The organism is Micromonospora siamensis (genome assembly GCF_900090305.1).
GTDB classification, from domain to species: domain Bacteria; phylum Actinomycetota; class Actinomycetes; order Mycobacteriales; family Micromonosporaceae; genus Micromonospora; species Micromonospora siamensis.
The window spans coordinates 2,812,975-2,831,645 of the sequence record NZ_LT607751.1 but is presented as its reverse complement, the minus strand read 5'-3'; the positions used below and the strand labels follow the sequence as shown (position 1 = coordinate 2,831,645).

Here is an 18,671-nt window from a genome sequence, read left to right as displayed (position 1 = left end):
GACAGGCCCCGCGGGTCAGCGGCGACGAAGGGTACCGCTCAATCCGAGGACAGTCGGGGCGCGGTACTCCAGATCGACGACAGCCCCTTCGCCCACCGACACCACACACTCGGCGACGCCGAAGCCATCCTGGCCGCCGAAGGCCACCGTAACCTTGACGGCCCAGGAGCCGGCAGGAACGGGGAACCACTGTTCCCCCCAGTTCGACAGCACAGGAGGGGACCCGTTCAGGCCAACTCCGGGACGGGTGGATCGGTAGACGTCCGCGAACGGACCGGCCGGGTAGGAGAACCGGATCTTCAGCCCGGTTTCGCCGGAACGGACCTGGGATTCATTCATCACTCTTACTACTTCCTCCCTGCGAAGCCGACTCTCGGCCGGACGGGACGAGCCGACTGTACAGTCGCTGGCCGAGCACACCCCGGACCAGCAGCAGAACGATGGTGACAAGCCCGACGGCGACGACGGTGAACCGCACGATGTGGAGGAGACGAAACGCCGCCGCAACCACCTCGCTACCCGGACGTGTGTACACACACTCGCGGCTGTCTCGGCCGGTGCACCTTTCCACGAGCCTGATCGACCGCCCCATGTCGGCCTGGGTTACCACGGAACCGCTGAGGGTGACTTTCCTCGTGGATCCTTCCGGCCCCATCACCATCACCTGGCACCGCCACCAGTAGCCGAATCCGGATGAACTCACCGGGCCGATCCGTGCACATCGAAGCACGTCCGCGCGAACGGACTCCGGAGATGACCAGGCCGGCGTCGTCTCCCCCGGGTATGCACTCATCACGGTCGTCAGCCCCAGGCCCAGGATCCCCGTGACGGCAGCGATCAGCACTGACCAGGCGGCGCAGGAGAGCAGTGAGCGGAGATAGCTCCGCCCACTGTCTCCCGCGCCGCGAGCAGAATGAGACAAAAGAACTCTCTCCCCTAGAAGCCGGTCAGAGCACCCTGTACGGCGTTGAAGGGGTTCCACTTTCCGATGTCACTCGGGCTGCCTGGTATGAACCCGTTGACCACGAAACCACCGGCCATGTTGGGCGCACCCTCCTTGAGCACCTTTCCATACACCCCTCGACCGAGCCTATTACCGAGCAGCACCTTGTGGGTCTTCGCCAATCCCTTCATACCGCTGCGGGTCATGACCTCACGCGCCTCGCTGTTGAAGAGGCTCTTGAAGGTGCTGCCGGCTGCCTTGCCCCCTGTTTGGAGCGCTTCACCGACGGCCTTCTTTCCCAGAGCCTTGAAGGTTTGTCCGACGAAGGCACCGCCGGTATTTCCTGCGACTCCCCCGGCTACACCGAACAGGGCACCCACGGTGGTGTCGAATGCCACCTCACCGATGCTGTTTCCTTCCAGCGCTGAGGTGAGACCGCTGCCCACCGCACCACCGAGAGCGCCACATGCGAGAGCGCCTGCTCCGAGCGTGAAGGCCGTGCATCCCACGCCGACGACGAGCCCTGCCACGGCCCCGGTGATGTCCGGGTGATCCTTCATCCAGTCACCGGCGCGGGAGGCCTGCTTGCAGACCCAGGAGAAGGCGCCGCACTTGCTCTTGGGCTTGATCTTGGGCTTGGGGGCCGGTCGCGGCGGCGGCACATACTTGCCGTGGGGCTTCGGCTTGGTGCTCGACTTGTGATGCTTCTTGCCCCATTTCACGTTATCCGTCGAGCCGCAGCCGCCGGGGCAACCCTTGGTCGGGCTGTAGCCGTAGCAGTCGAAGTGTCGGCAGTCCTCCGGGATCATGCCGGTGGGATCGCTGGACGTCACCGGGGTGTTATCGGCGTAGGCGTAGCCGTTCCACTGTTGAGGATCGCCGGCGTCCTGCATCGGGTCCACCGATACGAACCGCCCGATAGTCGGATCGTACTCACGGGCGCCGATGACGGTGAGTCCGGTAGGACTCATCGGCTTGTTCAGGAAGCCTCGATTGTCGGGCACGGTGACGGTGGCGCCACGGGGGCCCCCATAGGGGGTGTACTGCCGCCAGGTGGGGTTCTGGGCGGTGCTGTCGAGGTATAGCGACGGCGTTCCCTGGTGGTCGGTCACAGCGAAGGTGTACGCCGTACCGCTGCCCGAGCGAATGCAGTTGCCCCCGCCAGGTAGCGCGTAATAGCGATCCCCGTCGATGATGCCGGTGGCCGTGTTCAGGGTCAGCTGCTGTCCGGGCAGGTACAAGGTGGCCTTGCCGGGCTCTTTCTGGAGCAGCAGGTTGCCGTCGGCGTCATAGATGAAGTCGTTGTTGCCGCTGGTGCCCCCGCTGACCGTGACGAGGTCGCCGGCGTCGTCCCAGGTGAGGGTTTGGTTGCCCTGGGCGGCGTTGCGCGTTGCGGTGTTGCCGGCGGCGTCGTAGGTGTAGGCGGTGGTGCCGGTGGCGGCTCCTGCCTTGGTGGTGGAGGTCAGGGTGTGGGGCTTGTTCTGGCCGTTGCCGTCATAGGTGTAGGTCGTCGTGGTGTTACCGGCGCCGCCGAGGCCGTGTTCGGTTTGCTGGGTGCGGTTGCCGAGTAGGTCGATGCTCCAGCTGGTCCAGTACGCGCTGCCACCGATGCTGTTGCCCACCATGCTCTTGTTGGTGTCGGTGGGGGTGGTGGCGCAGCTGTCGGTGGCGGTCCACGCTTCGGTCAGTCGGGCGAGGCCGTCGTAGCCGTAGCACTGGGTCTCGGCGGGGGTGGTGGCCCCGTACCGCTTGCTGACCTTACGGGTGATGTTGCCAACGAGATCGTACTGGTACTGCTGCTCGTCCACCGTCTGCGGGGTCGCGGTGGAGCGGGTGATCAGCTGGCTGGCCAACCTCCCGGTGTGGGCATCGTAGGTGTTGGTGACGTAGGCGGCGCTGGTGGTGCTGCCCAGCGTCTGCTGGTTCACCCGCCCCCAGGCGTCATAGGTCACGCCACTGGTATAGGCGTTCGTCCCCGCAAGGGTCGTGGGCAGGTCCAAGACTCCGGAGTAGCCGTGCAGCACGGTCTCCGACGGCAGGCTGCCCTTGGCCGGATACGTGTCGGTCAACGGCAGACCGAGCACCGAGGTGTAGGTGTGCCCGAACACGTACTGGCCGCCCAGGGCACCTTCGGTGTCAGGGATGGTCACCGTGACACCCAACGAGTTGCCGAAGACGTCGAACGCCTTCTGCTGCGTGGTGTAGGCCTGGCCACCGCGGTAGGTGATCGTCGTGGTCAATTCACCGATGGCGTTGGTGACCCCCGCTACGGCGTTGCTGTTGTCGTAGATCCATGCGGCCCGCTGGTTCGCCGCCGACTGGCTGGCTACCGTCGACGCGTACTCGCCGATCTTCCGGTCGAGCGCGTCGTAGGTGTAGGACAGCGTCTTTCCCCGGCCGTCGGTTGTCTGCACCAGGTTGCCGCCGGCGTCGTACACCATCGAGCTGTTCCCGGCGTCCGGGTCGGACTTCGCCACCACCTGCCCGAGCAGGTTGTAGGTGGAGGTCCAGATGTTGCCCTTGGCGTCGGTCAGGCTGGACTGGTTACCGTGCCCGTCGTAGCCGTACTTACTGGCTACTGTAGTGCCGCCGGTGACCGTGAAGGTACCAGTGAACGTGTCGGTGGGCATGGTGACGGTCGGCCGTGTGCTGTATTCCTGTAGCTCACTTTTCCGACCCAGCGCGTCCGTGACCGTCGCCGAGACAACTCCGCCGGTGGGCGGGACGACAGTGGTGCGATCGCCGCCGTGGACGGTCCTGGTTGTGGAGATCGTGACACCGTTCTTCGCAGCCTCGACGATCACCGCTCGCCCGAGGCCGTCGTAGGTGGTGAACGTCTGGTTCGGCACCTGCTTGCCCAGGTCCGCCGCCGATACCGGGGTGCTCACCGTCGGCGTTGTGGTGTCGTCCCACCAGCCGTTGTAGGTTGCGCGCGTCCAGCCCCGGGTGTCGTAGAACGTGTCACTGATCGTCCGGCCGCCCTGCGGCGTCACGCCCTGTGTCTGACGCGCTCGCAACAGCGCGTCGTACAGGATGACCGATTTCTGGTAGCCGTTCGAGTTGTTGAGCCTCTGGGACGTGACCGCCGTGACACCGGTCTTCGAGACAGTGTACGCGAAGGTGTTGTTGGCGGGACTGCTGGTCGCTCGCGAATTCAGCCACACAGCCGTCAGCCGTCCCAGGGCGTCGTACTGCTCTCGCGTCACCACTCCGTTCTCATCGGTCGAGCTCAGGTTGCTTCCGCGCCTCGGGTTGATCGTCTTCGACTCCGTCTGGTTCAGCGGATTGACGGTCGAGGTGCCAGTGGGCAGGCCGACGCTGTTCATCGTGTAGCTGGTCGTGGTCTTGGTGCCGGCGTCGTCGTACTCGTCAGCGGCACGACCGTAGATGTCGTAAGTGGTTCTTTCCGCGGTCTGCCAGACATAGGCACCCGAGGTGTAGTCCTTGGCAGTTCGCTGCATGGTGACGTCGCCCTTGGTGGGCGCGGCCGTCTGGGGGAAGGTGGTGGCGAAGGTGATGTCGTCGTAGTAGTTCCGCTCGGCCTTCACGACCTGCGCCGGCCGGTTCACCGTGCCGGGGGCGGTGAGGGTGTTGAGGCTGCCCGGCACGGACGCCGGGGTGCCCTGGGTGAAGCCACCACAGGCGACCGACACGGTCTCGGTCTGGCTGACCAGGCCCACCAAATTCTTGCCGGTGTTGACCGGTGCGTACGTGTAGGTGGTGCACTGGTCGTACGCGGCATTGGTCGGGACGGTGTAGGTGTAGGTGTTCTTCAGCAGGCCGAAGGTGGCGCTGGTGGTGGTGGCGTCGTAGCTGTTCTCCGTTGCCGTGTACCGCCAGGTCGTGGTGCCGCTGCTAGTTACGGACTGTCGGGTGTACGTCTTGGCCGGCGCCACCCACTGTGAGGTCAATGCCGCCAGGCCGGTGCGGCTGCGAGTGGCCGTTGCCCCCGAGACCCAGTAGGAGGTGATGGTCGAGGAGTCGACCCGGCCACCCTCGCCCAGGTACTGAGTGGTCTCCAGTTCCTTGCCGGCGAGTTCGTTGACGTCTTCATGCACGCCGCCGGCGGAGTCGGTCACGTTCACGACGGTGGTGTTGTTGTTCTTCGACATGCCGCGGTAGTAGGTGACCTCGGACTGGGTGCGGCGGTCGTTGACGCCGTCACCGTTGAAGGTCTGGACCTTGGCGTAGCCGCGGAACTGGCCGTAGGTGCGGTACTTGGCCTTGACCACCTCGTTGTCGTCGAAGTGCCAGGCCGCGCCATTCAGGTACTTGTAGCTGGTCGACATCGCCGGCGCCCCGCCAGTGGGGTCGGTGGAGGTGACCCGGGTGACCGCCCACTTGTTGAACCAGTCCTTGTACTGGCTGGTGTAGCCGTCCGGGGTCCAGAACACCGGGTAGCACGACTTGGTGTTCGTCGCCGGATCGGTCGTCACCGGGGCCGTGCAAGCGTTGGGCAGCTCGTAGCTCGGGGAGATGACCGAGCCGGTCTCGGTGGTGATGGTGGCGATACGCTGGCGGTAGAAGTTCGGCAGGCCGCCGGTGGTGTCGACCCGGTTGGCCAGCTTGATACCGGTGAACGAGACCGACGGCAGCGCGATCGGCGCGGTTGATCCCCCGGCCGACGTGTCGTGGCCGGTGCGTGTCACGGAGGACAGCCACAGCGTCGGCGAGGTGCCGTCCCCGGTGGCCGGCATCGTGTGCGCCAGGGCGTACGAGTCGACCTTCTCGTACTGGGAGGTGGCCGTGTTGTACTGCTGCGCCTCGATCGACGTCAGCCGCACGGTGGAGAAGAACGAGGGGTTGAAGTCGTCGCAGTTCGTCCCTGAGGCGCAGATCAGGTCGAACGGCACATCCGGCCAGTTCGCCTTGTTCGCCGCGTTCAACGGCTGACACGTCCCCGACACACACCGGTCACCGGTGTTGAACACCACCCGGTTCGGCGGCGTGCCGTAGGCGTTCCCGTCGGTGAACCCGTAGTCGATCCGCGACAGATAACTGTCCCGCACGTACGACACGTCCGTGGCGCCCATGTTGCGGCCGTAGAAGTTGGTGTCCTGCTTGTAGTAGTACGACATCGCGTTGCCGTGCGTGTCGTACACGTAGTCCAGGTTCCACCGGTACGCCATCGTGCACACCGACGACGAGAACCCCGCCGAGTTGTAACACGGGTCCCCCGAGTGCGGCGAGTACACCGGCACCGTGTCCACCGACCTGGTCTCGGCCTTACCTGACGCCCAACCCGGCAGCCGATTACGACCGAACTCGTAGGTGGTGCCGTCGCGCAGCGCCACCCGCCAGTAGTCCGTGTTGTAGGTTCCCGACCCGTTGCCCGAGTTCGTCACGTGCGTGACAACCTCGCCGTTGTCCGACTCCGGCTCCCACACCTTCTTCGTCGCGTCCCACACCAACGACGTCGACGAGCCGTTCAACGACAACGTCAGAATCGGGCCGTCGTAACAGTTGTCGTACGTCTTGACCGGCGACGGGCTGCCACCCGGGTCGTCCTGACACGATGCGAAACTCTGCTCGACGTACGACTTCGGCGTCGACCAGCCGTCGCCAACCCAGGAGGCCTGCGCATTCGTGGACGCGGTCTGGCCGTCGACGCTGCCCGAGTCGTAGGAGAGCGCCACCGTCGGCACCAGATCCGAGGCGGCGGGAGGCACGTCAACCGGGTACGAATAGCTGAAGGATCCCGTGTTTCCACCGGCCGCCCATGAACCAGAGGGCTTCAGGTCGGTCGCGGAGTAGGTGCCACTCGCTCCACCGCCGTCGGCGGTCGCCGTGACGGCGAGCAACGTCGCGCTGCTGGAGTACCTCGCCTCCGCCCCGGCACCCGTCAGCTGCACCTCGGCGGACACCGTCTTCGTCGCCGGGTCGTTCGTCGAGGGGAGTGGCTGGCCGGTCCGGCACTCCTCGACCTGCGGCGTGGTCAGAGCGCAGGCGGGCAGCAGCACCAGTCGCAGGCGTGCCCCGTAGTTACCGCCGTACGCCTCGGCGAACGCGCCGTAGTCGATCCCGACACGTACCGCCCCGGAGCCGGCGGAGGCCTCTGGGGTGACGCCGACCAGGACGCCATCGACACCGGCGGCCTCGCTGGACCGGCGATCCATGACACGAACTTTGAGGCTCTTCGGGCCCGCGTACCGCCCGTCCTTCGCTGCGATCGGCTGCGCCCACACCGGGGCGCCGGCCGCCCGGGCCTTTTCGCTCGACACCGACCGCGCACCGGCCGCTGCCGCCGACGAGCTTAGCTCCAGCTGCGTCAACACCGCGTTCGGCCACACCGTCCGCGACGGACGGTGGTTGAACTTGGCGTCGTCCTTCGGAGTGACGAACCGCGTCGGTATCGGCTTCACACCGTCGACAGCAGGCCCCGGCGACACCGCCGGAGGCTTCGCCACCTGATCTTTCGGCTTCGCCATCGCCGGAGTGCTCGTCAGCAGACCCGTCATCAGAGATGCCGCCGCGATCACCGCGACGGCATGTCTGGACCGAGTCCATCCCTGTGGACCCCCGTGCTCGACCATCCGAACCCCATCTCTACGGACAAAAAGGGCAGCCACGCAGAGTGATAGAGCACCTACCCCCGTGGTGCGAACAATCTTTCACGTCGACGGTCATCGAAGGTTACGAAATCATCACGATAGTCGCCGACAGCTGCCGCTTATTGCCGCCACACCATGCAAATTGGACAGCCGACCGCGATGTCGCCCGTTCCCCCAAGGCCTGAACGGCTGCTTCACTATGGCCGCCCACCGGACGCGTCACGCGTCCGACGGACACACGGGGAAGGCACATCGTCATGTCCACAAGCAGCCCTCCGCAGCTCACCCTGCGGCAGCGATCGGCTATCGCCAGCGTGCTGGCCGCCACGCTGATCACCACATTCACCGGAACCGTGGCCGGCGCACCCGCCACGGCCGCCGCCAGCACCCCGCCCGCAACGGCGGCCAGCACCGGCACACTCAGCGTGGACCGGGCGGTGACCGAGGCGAAGCGGACCGGAAAGCCGGTCGAGGCCACGGCCGCCGGCACGTCCACCTCCACCCTGACCGCCCAGCCGGACGGAACGGTCGTACTGAACCAGTCGGCGGTGCCGACTCGGACGCTGGTGAACGGTCAGTGGAAGAATCTCGACCCGACCCTGGTACGCGGCGCGGACGGCGGCATCACCGCCGCCGTGACCACCAACCGGATCCGGCTCTCCGGCGGTGGCACCGGTCCGTTGGCGGAGATGACCAGCGGTGACCGGGCCATGTCGCTCTCGCTGCCCGTCGCGTTGCCCGCGCCGGTGCTCGACGGGCAGTCCGCGACCTATCCGGAGGTGCTGCCCGGGGTCGACCTGACCGTCCGGGTCACCGCCGAGGGCGGCTTCTCCCACGTCTTCGTGGTGAAGAACCGCACTGCCGCGGCGAACCCGAAGCTGGCCGCCCTGGACCTTGCCACCACGACCGAGGGCGTCACGCTGGCCGCCGACGCGACCGGCAACATCACCGGCCGTGACCGCACGGGGCGTCCCGTGATCACCGCACCCGCGCCACACATGTGGGACTCATCGGCAGCAGCAGACGCGCCCGCAGCGCGCGGCGCGCTCTCCACCACCGTGGCGCCGGGGCGTCGGGCCCGTACCGCGCCGATCGGGGTGAAGCTCGGCAAGGGCAGCCTGCGGCTGACCCCGGACCGGTCCCTGCTCACCGACGCCGCGACGACGTTCCCCGTCTTCATCGACCCCACCTTCACCTGGACACCGGTCGGCGAATCGAAATCCGGCTGGGCCAGCATCTCCTACCAGCACCAGTCGACCAACTACTGGAAGGACACCCCCGACCCGATCGGACGGATGCAGGTCGGCAACGCCGGCAGCCAACGCTCCAACACACTGATCAACTTTGCGGTCCCCTACGGCACCCTCACCGGCGCCGAGATCTACGACGCCATCTTCAAAATCACCAACACCCGCTCCTGGTCCTGCACCGCCAAGACCGTCTACATCTACGGCCCGTCCGCGACCCTGACGTCGTCGAACGCCACCTGGAACTACTGGGAGGGCGTTAGCAAGGGCACCGCGATCTCCTCGAAGAGCTTCGCCTACGGCTACAGCGGCTGCGACGCCAACGCGGTGTCCTTCGACATCACCAACCAGATCAAGACCGACGTCACCAACCAACGCGGCACCCGCACCCTGTGGATGGTCGCCGCCAACGAAGCCACCGACACCCAGAGCTGGAAAGAATTCCTCGAAACCAGCCCCACCCTCACCATCCGCTACAACCACAAACCCAACACACCCACCGGCCTGACCACCTCCCCCAAGACCGCCTGCACCGGCGGTTCCACCGTCGGCGACGGCAACGTCTCCCTCTACGCCCCCGTCTCCGACCGCAACGGCGGCACCCTGGGCGTCCGCTTCAAGCTCTGGAAGACCAGCGACGCCACCCAGACCGCCATCGCCTCCTCCGACCCGAACCTGCTCACCTACTCCTCCGGCAGCACCGCCGTGCTGGTCGTACCCGTCGACAAGCTGCGCACCGCGGCCGGCGGCGCCCTCACCTCGTTGTCCTGGGCGGTGCAGGCCACCGACTTCCGTACCCCCAGCGACTGGTCCGCCACCTGCACCTTCACCTTCGACCCCACCCGACCCGGACCGCCGACCGTGAGCGACGCCCCCGCCGGCGCCACCATCGGGCAGCCCACCACCTTCACCATCACCAAGGGCACCAGCCCCACCGTCCCGAGCGGCTACACCTACCAGCTCAACGCCGGCGCACCGGTCGAGGTCCCCGCCGACGGCGCCGGCAACGCCACCGTCACCGTCTCGCCGACCCGGTTCACCAACACGCTCACCGTGACCAGCTTGTCCGCCGGCGGCAACTTCGGCGACAGCGCGAGCAGGACCTTCAACGCCGCTCCGGCAGCGACGGCGGCGGACGGAGACCTCACCGGCGACGGCGCTCCCGACCCCCTCGCCGTCGGTGCCGTCAACGGTCTTCCCGCCGGCCTCTGGCTCGCTTCCGGCAAGGGCAACGCCGGCATCGACCGGATGGGTACGAACATCGGGGCACGGGGCAACGGCTTCACCGGTCAGAACTCGCCGGCCGACTTCAACGGCGGGCAGGCGATCACCGGCCGCTTCACCTGCTCCGGTCTCCAGGACGTCCTCGTCTACTACCCCGACGGCACCTACGCCGGTGGCGGCAGCGTGCTGGCGGGCAACGGTGACGGCAGCGTCATCAATCCCGAGCCGGGCCGCTCCCAGTTCAACGTGATGGCCGATCTTCTCCTCGACGGCGACCAGAACCGTCCTCTGCAACTGGCCAACGCCGGGGACAGCCGCCGTACCGGCGGGTCCTGCGCCGACCTCATCGGAACCAGCGGTGACGCCACCCACGGCTACCGTCTGACCTACTACCAGAGCTTCGGCGTTCCCGGGGCCTACCTGAACTCCGGCTCGCTGGCCACCCCGACGCCGGCCGGCGATCTCGCCTGGAACCAGTGGACCATCGCCACCGCCCAGCTCACCGGCGGCACCGCGATGTTCCTGTGGAACAGGACCACGGGCGCCCTGCACCTGTGGAAGGACCTGACGCTCAACCCGGACACCGGCCAGCTCAGCTACACGCCGTACGCTCTGCCCACCTGGCAGGCCGGGGCCACCGTCAGCCTCCGGGCGGCGGACGTGAACGCCGACGACATCCCCGACCTCTGGACCACCGGGACCGACGCCAACGGGGCTGCCACCGTCAGCACCTGGACGGTGGGCAGCCTGGCCAACGGCGTCGGCGCCATCACCCGAGCAGCGGGCCAGGGCCTGATCACGGCCAACCACGCCTGGCAGCTCGCCGACGCCGAGAGCGGCGCGGTCTCCGGCGCGGACGTCGCCGAGGACGCCGTCGGTGGCCTGCACGCGAGCGGCACCGCCACCTGGAACACCGGTGACCTGTTCGACCCGAGCGTCAAGATGAACGGCACGAGCGGTCAGCTCAGCACCGCGGGCCGGGCCATCGACACGAACGCGGACTTCACCGTGTCGGCCTGGGTCAAGCCCACCGCGCCCGGGGGCACCATCCTGTCGCAGGACGGCGTGAACACCGCCGGCTTCCGGCTCTGGGTCGACGCCTCGGACAACAGCTGGCGGGTCGCCATGGCCCAGAGCGATGTGACCAGCCCGGTCTGGGACACCGCCACCGCCGGGGCGAACAGCGCCCGGATGGGTGCCTGGACGCGGGTGACGGTCAGCTACGAGAAGGCCAACGGCCGGTTGGGCCTCTATCTCGGCGCGCTCAACAAGGGCGTCGGGGTCCACACCAGCGCGTGGAACGCCACCGGCGGGTTCCGGATGGGCGCCCACAAGACGTCCGCCGCCGGGTACGGCAGCTGGTTCTCGGGCCAGTTGAGCGACGTACTGGCCTGGAACCAGGTGGTCAGCCCGGTACAGGCGGTGCCGGCGGGCCCGCGCCGCGACTTCACCGGCGACGGAAACCCGGACGTCATGGCGCGGTACACGCCGACCAACGACCTCTGGCTCTACTCGGGTGACGGCGCCGGCCGCTTCCAGTCCGGCTGGTCCGTCATCGGCGCGAACTGGGTCGCCTTCGACACCGTCATCTCCCCCGGCGACTTCGACGGCGACGGCAAGGCCGACGTGATCGCCCGGCACGGGACCAGCAAGGACCTGTACCTGTACCGGGGCAACGGTCGAGGCGGCTTCATCTCCGGTTACACGATCATCGGCGCCAACTGGTCGGCCTTCGACACGATCTTCTCCCCGGGCGACTTCGACGGCGACGGGAAGGCCGACGTGATGGCCCGGCACGCCACCACCAAGGACATCTACCTCTACCGCGGCAGCGGCACCGGAACGTTCCTCTCCGGTTCCACGATCGTGGGGGCGAACTGGTCGGCCTTCGACACGATCTTCTCCCCGGGCGACTTCGACGGCGACGGCAAGACCGACGTGATGGCCCGGCACGCCACCACCAAGGACATCTACCTCTACCGCGGCAGCGGGAGTGGCCGCTTCGCCTCCGGCTCGACGATCGTCGGATCCAACTGGGCGTACGTCGACCGGATCTTCTCGGTCGGTGACTTCAACATGGACGGCAACACCGACGTCATCGCCCGGCACACCACCACGAAGGATCTCTACCTGTACGAGGGCAACGGGATCGGGCGGTTCAAGTCCGGATACAGCGTCATCGGCGCCAACTGGACGTACTTCGATCTGATCCTCTGATTACCCACGGGCGCGACCGTCGCGCGGACGGGGGCCACCACCTGGGTGGTCCCCGTCCCGGGTCGGCCCGCACCAGTCGTCAGCGACGCGTCAGCACTCCGGCGGTTGTCCGGGACGACGGGACGCCCGCTGCCGCCACCGCAAGGGACGCGAGCGCGTCCGACCAACACGGGGGAGGTAACCCACCATGTCCGAAAGCACACGTCCAAGGTGGCGAGGGGAAACGGTGACGACCAGCATCGTCACGAGTCTCCTCGTCGCCTCCGCCGGGATCGTCGCACTGCCGGCGCCGAGCGCCGCCGCGCCCGTCGCTCCGGCCGCCCGGACGGCCACCGGTCCACTGACCGTCGACCAGGCGATGACCGAGGCGAAGCGGACCGGCAAGCCGGTCGAGGCGACGGCCGCCGGTACGTCCACGTCCGCGTTGACCGCCCAGCCGGACGGCACGGTCGAGTTGACCCAGTCGGCGGTGCCGACCCGGACGCGGGTCGACGGTCGGTGGAAGACGCTCGACCCGACCCTGGTCCGTCGCTCCGACGGGACGGTGACCGCGATGGTCACCAGCAACCCGATCCGGCTCTCCGCCGGCGGCACCGGCCCGCTGGCGCAGATGACCAGCGGTGACCGGGCCCTGTCGGTGTCGGTGCCGCTGGCCCTGCCCGCGCCGGTGCTCTCCGGTCAGACGGCGACCTATCCGGAGGTGCTGCCCGGGGTCGACCTGACCGTCCGGGTCACCCCCGAGGGCGGCTTCTCCCACGTCTTCGTGGTCAAGAACCGTACCGCCGCCGCGAACCCGAAGCTCGCCGCCCTGGACCTCACCACCAGGGCCGAGGGCGTCACGCTGACCGCCGACGCGGCCGGCAACATCACCGGCCGGGACCGCACCGGACAGCCGGCGATCACCGCGGCCGCCCCGCGGATGTGGGACTCCGGCGCCACGACAGCTCCGGCGGCACGAGGCGCGCTCTCCACCACGGTCGCACCGGGCCGCGCCGCCCGCAGCGCCCCGATCGGCGTACGCCTCACCACCGGCAACCTGCGCCTCACCCCGGACCGCAAACTGCTCACCGATCCGGCGACCACCTACCCCGTCTACATCGACCCGACCTTCACCTGGAGCTCGTCGGGACAGAAGATGTCCGGCTGGGCCACCATCTCCTACCAGAACCAGTCGACCAACTACTGGAAGAACACCCCCGACCCGATCGGACGGATGCAGGTCGGCAACGCCGGCAGCCAACGCTCCAACACCCTGATCAACTTTGCGGTCCCCTACGGCACCCTCGCCGGGGCCGAGATCTACGACGCCATCTTCAAAATCACCAACACCCGGTCCTGGTCCTGCACCGCCAAGACCGTCAACATCTACGGACCGTCGACGAACCTGAGCTCCACCAACGCCACCTGGAACTACTGGGAGGGCGTCAGCAAGGGCACCGCGATCTCCTCGAAGAGCTTCGCGTACGGCTACAGCGGCTGCGACGCGGCGGCCGTCTCCTTCGACGTCACCAACCAGATCAAGACCGACGTCACCAACCAACGCGGCACCCGCACCCTGTGGATGGTCGCCGCCAACGAGGCCACCGACACCCAGAGCTGGAAAGAGTTCCTCGAGACCAGCCCCACCCTCACCATCCGCTACAACCACAAGCCCGACAAGCCGGCCGGGCTGACCACCTCGCCCCGGACCGCGTGCGCCGGCGGCTCCACCGTCGGCGACGGCGCGGTCTCGCTCTACGCCCCGGTCTCCGACCGCAACGGCGGCACCCTGGGCGTCCGGTTCAAGCTCTGGAAGAGTGACGACACCACCCAGACGGCGATCGCCTCCTCCGACCCGAACCTGCTGACCGTCAGCTCCGGCAGCACCGCCGCGCTGGTCGTACCGGTCGACAAGCTGCGCGCCGCGGCGAGCGGGACCCTCACCGGCTTCTCCTGGATGGTCCAGAGCACGGACTTCCGTACGCCCAGCGACTGGTCGGACGTCTGCACCTTCAAGTTCGACCCGACCCGGCCCGGCGCACCCGGCATCCCGCAGGTGGCCGACGGCACGACCACCATCGGGCAGGCCTTCACCATCGCCGTCTCACCTCCCACGAACGGGTCCGTCAGCGGGTACGTCTACCAGCTCAACGCCGGACCGCCGGTCGACGTCACCGCGGACGCCACCGGCAACGCCACCATCAGTGTCACCCCGACGCGCTTCACCAACACGCTGAGCGTCACCGCACTCTCCCCCGCCGGGAACGTCGGTGACGCCGCCAGCGCCACCTTCAACTCGGCGCCGGCAGCGACCGCCGCCGACGGCGACCTCACCGGTGACGAGGCACCCGACCTGCTCACCGTCGGGGGCGCCAACGGTCTCCCCGCGGGCCTGTGGCTCGGCGCCGGCGGCACCGAGGGCACCACGCTGCCGGGCACCAACATCGGGCTGCGGGGTAACGGGACCGACCAGAACCTGCCGTCGGACTTCACCGGCGCCCAGGCCGTCACCGGCCACTTCACCGGCACCGGCCTGCAGGACGTCCTCGTCTACTACCCGGGCGGCACCAACCCCGGTGGCGGCGCGATCCTGCGCGCCAACGGCGACGGCAGCGTCATCCAGGCCCAGCGCAACGAGAATCACGCCAGCCTGACGTCCGACCTGCTCCTCGACAGCGACGGCAACCGACCCCGGCAACTGGTCAACGCGGGCGACAGCCGTGGCGCGAACGCGGGCAACCCGAACGCCATCCCGGACCTGATCGGGATCAGCGGCGACGCGACGCACGGCTACCACCTGAACTACCACCAGAATGTCTTCGCCCCGGCGCTCTACATCAATCCCACCGCCCTGACCACGACCACCCCGACCGGTGGCATGGACTGGGACAACTGGACCATCACCACCGCGCAGCTCGGCGGCGGCACCGCCATGTTCCTCTGGAACGCCACCACCGGAGCCCTGCACCTGTGGACCGGCCTGGTCGCCAACCCGGACGCCAACCAGCTCACCTACGCCGCGGCGTACAACCTCGGGCTCTGGAACGTCGGCAAGCAGCTCACGCTGCGCGCCGCGGACATCGACACCGACGGCACCCCCGATCTCTGGGCGGTCGGCGCCGGCGGTGTGGTGACGCCGTACCTGGTCAGCAACCTGGCCAACGGCACCGGCACGATCAGCGCGCGGCCCGCGCAGACCCTGATCACCTCCGACCACACCTGGCAGCTCAACGACGGCACGAGCGGGGCGGTCGGCACCGCCAAGGACACCGTCGGCACCCTGCACGCGACCGGCAACGCCGGAGCCGCCTGGAGCACGGGCGACACGTTCGACCCCGACGTGGTGTTCGACGGCACCAGCGGCGCCGTGGCCACCCCGTCATCGGCGATCAACACCAACGCCGACTTCACCGTGGCCGCCTGGATCAAGCCGACCGCCTTCGGCGGCACCGTGCTGTCCCAGGACGGCGTCAACACCGCGGGCTTCAGACTCTGGACGGACGGGACGGACAAGTCCTGGCGCTTCGCCATGCCGCGTACGGACGTCGCCGCCCCGACCTGGGACGTCGCGGTCAGCGCACCCGGCACCGCCCGCCTCGGGGTCTGGACGCACGTCATGGTGAGCTTCGCCAAGACGAGCGGCCGCATGACCATCCACGTCAGCGGCGTCAACGCCGGCCGGGCCGGTCACACCACCGGCTGGAGCGCCGCCGGCCCGTTCCGGATGGGCAACCAGAAGACGGGCACCGGTGCGTACGGCGGCTGGTTCTCGGGCGAACTCGCCTTCGTGCAGAGCTGGAACAAGGTCTGGCCGATCGACGCCGACACGGCGGCCAGCGGCGACCCGGCCGTCCTGAAGGGCCAGTCGGGGGTGCTGGTCACCTACCGGCGTGGAGCGGACGGCTGGATCTGGGGCACCGAGCAGACCACCGCGGGCGGCGCCTTCGGGCCGTGGATCCGCATCGGCAACCGGGGTGGCTTCGTCGGCAGCCCGGCGGCCCGGAAGGGAGGGAACGGCACCATCGTCGTCTACGCCCGAGGCATCGACAACCAGATGTACGGGGCGGGTCAGCCGTCGGTCGGCGCTCCCTTCGGTGACTGGAAGGCGATCGGCGCCGGCCAACCGGCGGCCGGCTTCGCCAGCGACCCGAGCGTCGTGCTGACTCCGACCGGCATCCTGGTCCTCTACGCCAGGGCGGCGGACGGCTGGGTGTGGGGCGCCAACCAGACCAGCGTCGGCGGTCCGTTCGGCAACTGGGTACGGATGGGCCTCAGTGGCGGTGTGGCGAGCAAGCCGTACGCCATGTTGGCCGCCAACGGCACCATCGTGATCTACGCCCGGGGTACCGACAACCTGATCCGCGGGATCGGCCAGCCCTCGGCGGGCGCCGCCTTCAACGCCTGGAAGACGATGGGGTTGCAGGCTCCGACGGGCGGGTTCGTGGGCGACCCGACCGGGGTCCTCGACCCGAACAACCACCTCGTGCTCTATGCCCGGGGCGCGGACGGCAAGCTCTGGACCACCGCTCAGAGCACGGTCGGCGGCAGCTTCGGCAACTGGGCCGTCGTCGGCGCCGGCCAACCGACGTTCGCCGGTGACCCGGCCCCCTTGCTCGCCGGCAACGGCACCACCGTGCTGTACGGGCGGGGCGCGGACGGGCTGGTCTGGGGTGCCGGCCAGAGCACCGTCGGTGGAACCTTCGGCACCTGGAAGGTGATGGGGACGAATCCTCCGGCCGGTGGCTTCGCCAGCAACCCGGCACCCGGGCTGAACAGCAACAACACCATCACCCTGCTGGTCCGTAGCGCGGACAACCAGACCTGCTCGGTGGGACAGAGCACGGTGGGCGGCGCACTCGGTAGTTGGATCGTCGCTCCGTGACCGGCGCCGCGGGGATGCGACCCGGGTGGCGTCCCCGCGGGCTCGGCCACTGACAGCCCCGGACCGACGGGGCCGGACCTGCGGGTCCGGCCCCGTCGGCGTACCCGCCCGGCCACGGCACGATGCCGAGCCGACCGTCGGGGAACTCTCTCTGCGTAGCGGAAGCCCGCGCCGCCGTCACTGAGGGGTGACCTTCCACCGACACCTCGCCGGCCCGCTGAACCCGTCACGCCGCGCCGCCGTACCCCTGGCCGGATGCCGGGCACCCGTGACGGAGTAGGTGGAGGAGCTTCGATGCAGTGGAGCAGAGGCACAACCAGGCGGTACGGGGCCACCGTGTCCGGCCGGAACCGGACGATCGCCGGCGGGGTGGCGCTCGCGGTCACCGCCGGTGCCGCCTTCGCGGTGGCCACCGGGACCGGCCAGGCCGCCGAGAACTGCCAGGGGTTGGACGGCGCGTTGCGCAACAACCTGACCTTCATCGCCGACCAACGCCGGAACCCGGACGCCAACTCGGAGGCCCGGATCGCCAACCGGCAGGCCGTGGTCGACCTCATCCAGCAGCGCCGGGCCGTGGCCGGCTGCTCGGACCCGGTGGAGGTGGCGGCGACGGCCTGCCCGACGGTCCCCTGGGAGGTGGCGGTCGCCACCGAACTGGACCGGGCCTGGGCGGTCACCGAGGCCATGGCCGGGGAACGCTCCGGGCAACTGCTCGACCCCCAGGCCACCGAGGTACGCGTGAAACGGCTCGACGGCATCGTGGGCGGCATCCGGGGCATCGTCCAGGGGGCGATCCAGGCCCAACAGGGCGGGGCGGGCGCGGCCGGCGGCGGAGGTGCGCCTGGCGGCGGAGGTGCGGCCGGTGGCGCGGGCGCGGCGGGCGGGGGTGGGGCCGGCCGGGCGGCGGGCATCATCAACGCCGTGGGCGGGTTGATCGGCCAGATCGCCGGCATCGTGCAGGCGGCCCGCGCCGCCCGGGCGGCCCGGGAGGCCGCCGCCCAGCAACAGGCCGGCAACCAGCAGAACGGCGGGGCCGGCCAGAACGGCGGGGTTGACCAGAACGGCGCCGCCGGACAGCAGGCGGCCAGCGGCGGGGATCAGCAGGGTGGCGGCCAGGCCACGGGCGGTGGCACCGACGGTCAGCAGGCCGGTGACGGCAACGGCGGACAGCAGGCGGCGGGCGGACAGCAGGCCGATAACGCCGGTGCCCGGGTAGCGGCCAGGATCCAGCAGATCCGGGCGCGCATCCAGCAGTTGCGGGCGATCGTGCAGCAGATCCGGGCGGCCCGGCAGGCGGCCCGCGACCAGGCTGCCGGAAACCCCGGCCAGGGCCAGGCGCAAGATCAGGGTCAGGCACAGGGCCAGGGCCGGGGCCAGGCGCAAGGCCAGGGTCAGGCACAGGGCCAGGGCCAGGGCCAGGCACTCGACCAGCAGAACCCCGGCCAGCAGAGCTTCGACCAGCAGGCACCGGCCCGGACGCAGCGCGGCGGGGCGACCGGAACCGGGACCGTCGCCGGAGCAGGTTCCGCGACGGACGCGACGGACGCCCGGGTCTACCGGGTGGCCGATCCGGCCGTAGCGGGTTGCGCGCCGGCAGCGGCCGGGCAGCGGGCCGGGGACTGACCGCA

6 protein-coding genes are annotated in these 18,671 nt (G+C 69.0%); 3 read left to right on the top strand and 3 right to left on the bottom strand.

The genetic code is table 11. The features are described from left to right. Positions 1-15: 15 nt before the first annotated feature. From GA0074704_RS28780 to GA0074704_RS13015, 3 genes are all read right to left on the bottom strand, one after another. Positions 16-339: a hypothetical protein gene (locus tag GA0074704_RS28780; RefSeq protein ID WP_157743665.1), complete on the bottom strand. Its 324-nt coding sequence runs from the start codon at positions 337-339 to the stop codon at positions 16-18. Beyond that, positions 332-844 (bottom strand): DUF6346 domain-containing protein, encoded by a 513-nt coding sequence (locus GA0074704_RS28775; RefSeq protein ID WP_157743664.1) that lies wholly within the window; start codon positions 842-844, stop codon positions 332-334. Before GA0074704_RS28775 ends, GA0074704_RS28780 begins: the two co-directional genes overlap by 8 nt. Before the next feature lie 92 nt (positions 845-936). Continuing rightward, complete coding sequence (locus tag GA0074704_RS13015) at positions 937-7,401, bottom strand: RHS repeat-associated core domain-containing protein (protein ID WP_231926845.1); 6,465 nt, start codon at positions 7,399-7,401, stop codon at positions 937-939. 350 nt (positions 7,402-7,751) lie between these two features. On the opposite strand from GA0074704_RS13015, the gene GA0074704_RS13010 reads away from it, so the two are divergent. The 3 genes from GA0074704_RS13010 (at position 7,752) to GA0074704_RS29170 (ending at position 18,666) form a co-directional block, all read left to right on the top strand. Further along, entirely contained in the window at positions 7,752-12,182 is a 4,431-nt protein-coding gene (locus GA0074704_RS13010; RefSeq protein ID WP_157743663.1) for an FG-GAP-like repeat-containing protein, read from the top strand. Between the two features lie 226 nt (positions 12,183-12,408). Beyond that, positions 12,409-17,043, top strand: coding sequence for a LamG-like jellyroll fold domain-containing protein (locus tag GA0074704_RS13005; protein WP_088970748.1), 4,635 nt, complete (start codon positions 12,409-12,411; stop codon positions 17,041-17,043). A gap of 294 nt (positions 17,044-17,337) precedes the next feature. Continuing rightward, positions 17,338-18,666: a hypothetical protein gene (locus GA0074704_RS29170; protein ID WP_197697625.1), complete on the top strand. Its 1,329-nt coding sequence runs from the start codon at positions 17,338-17,340 to the stop codon at positions 18,664-18,666. The last annotated feature ends 5 nt before the right edge of the window (positions 18,667-18,671 follow it).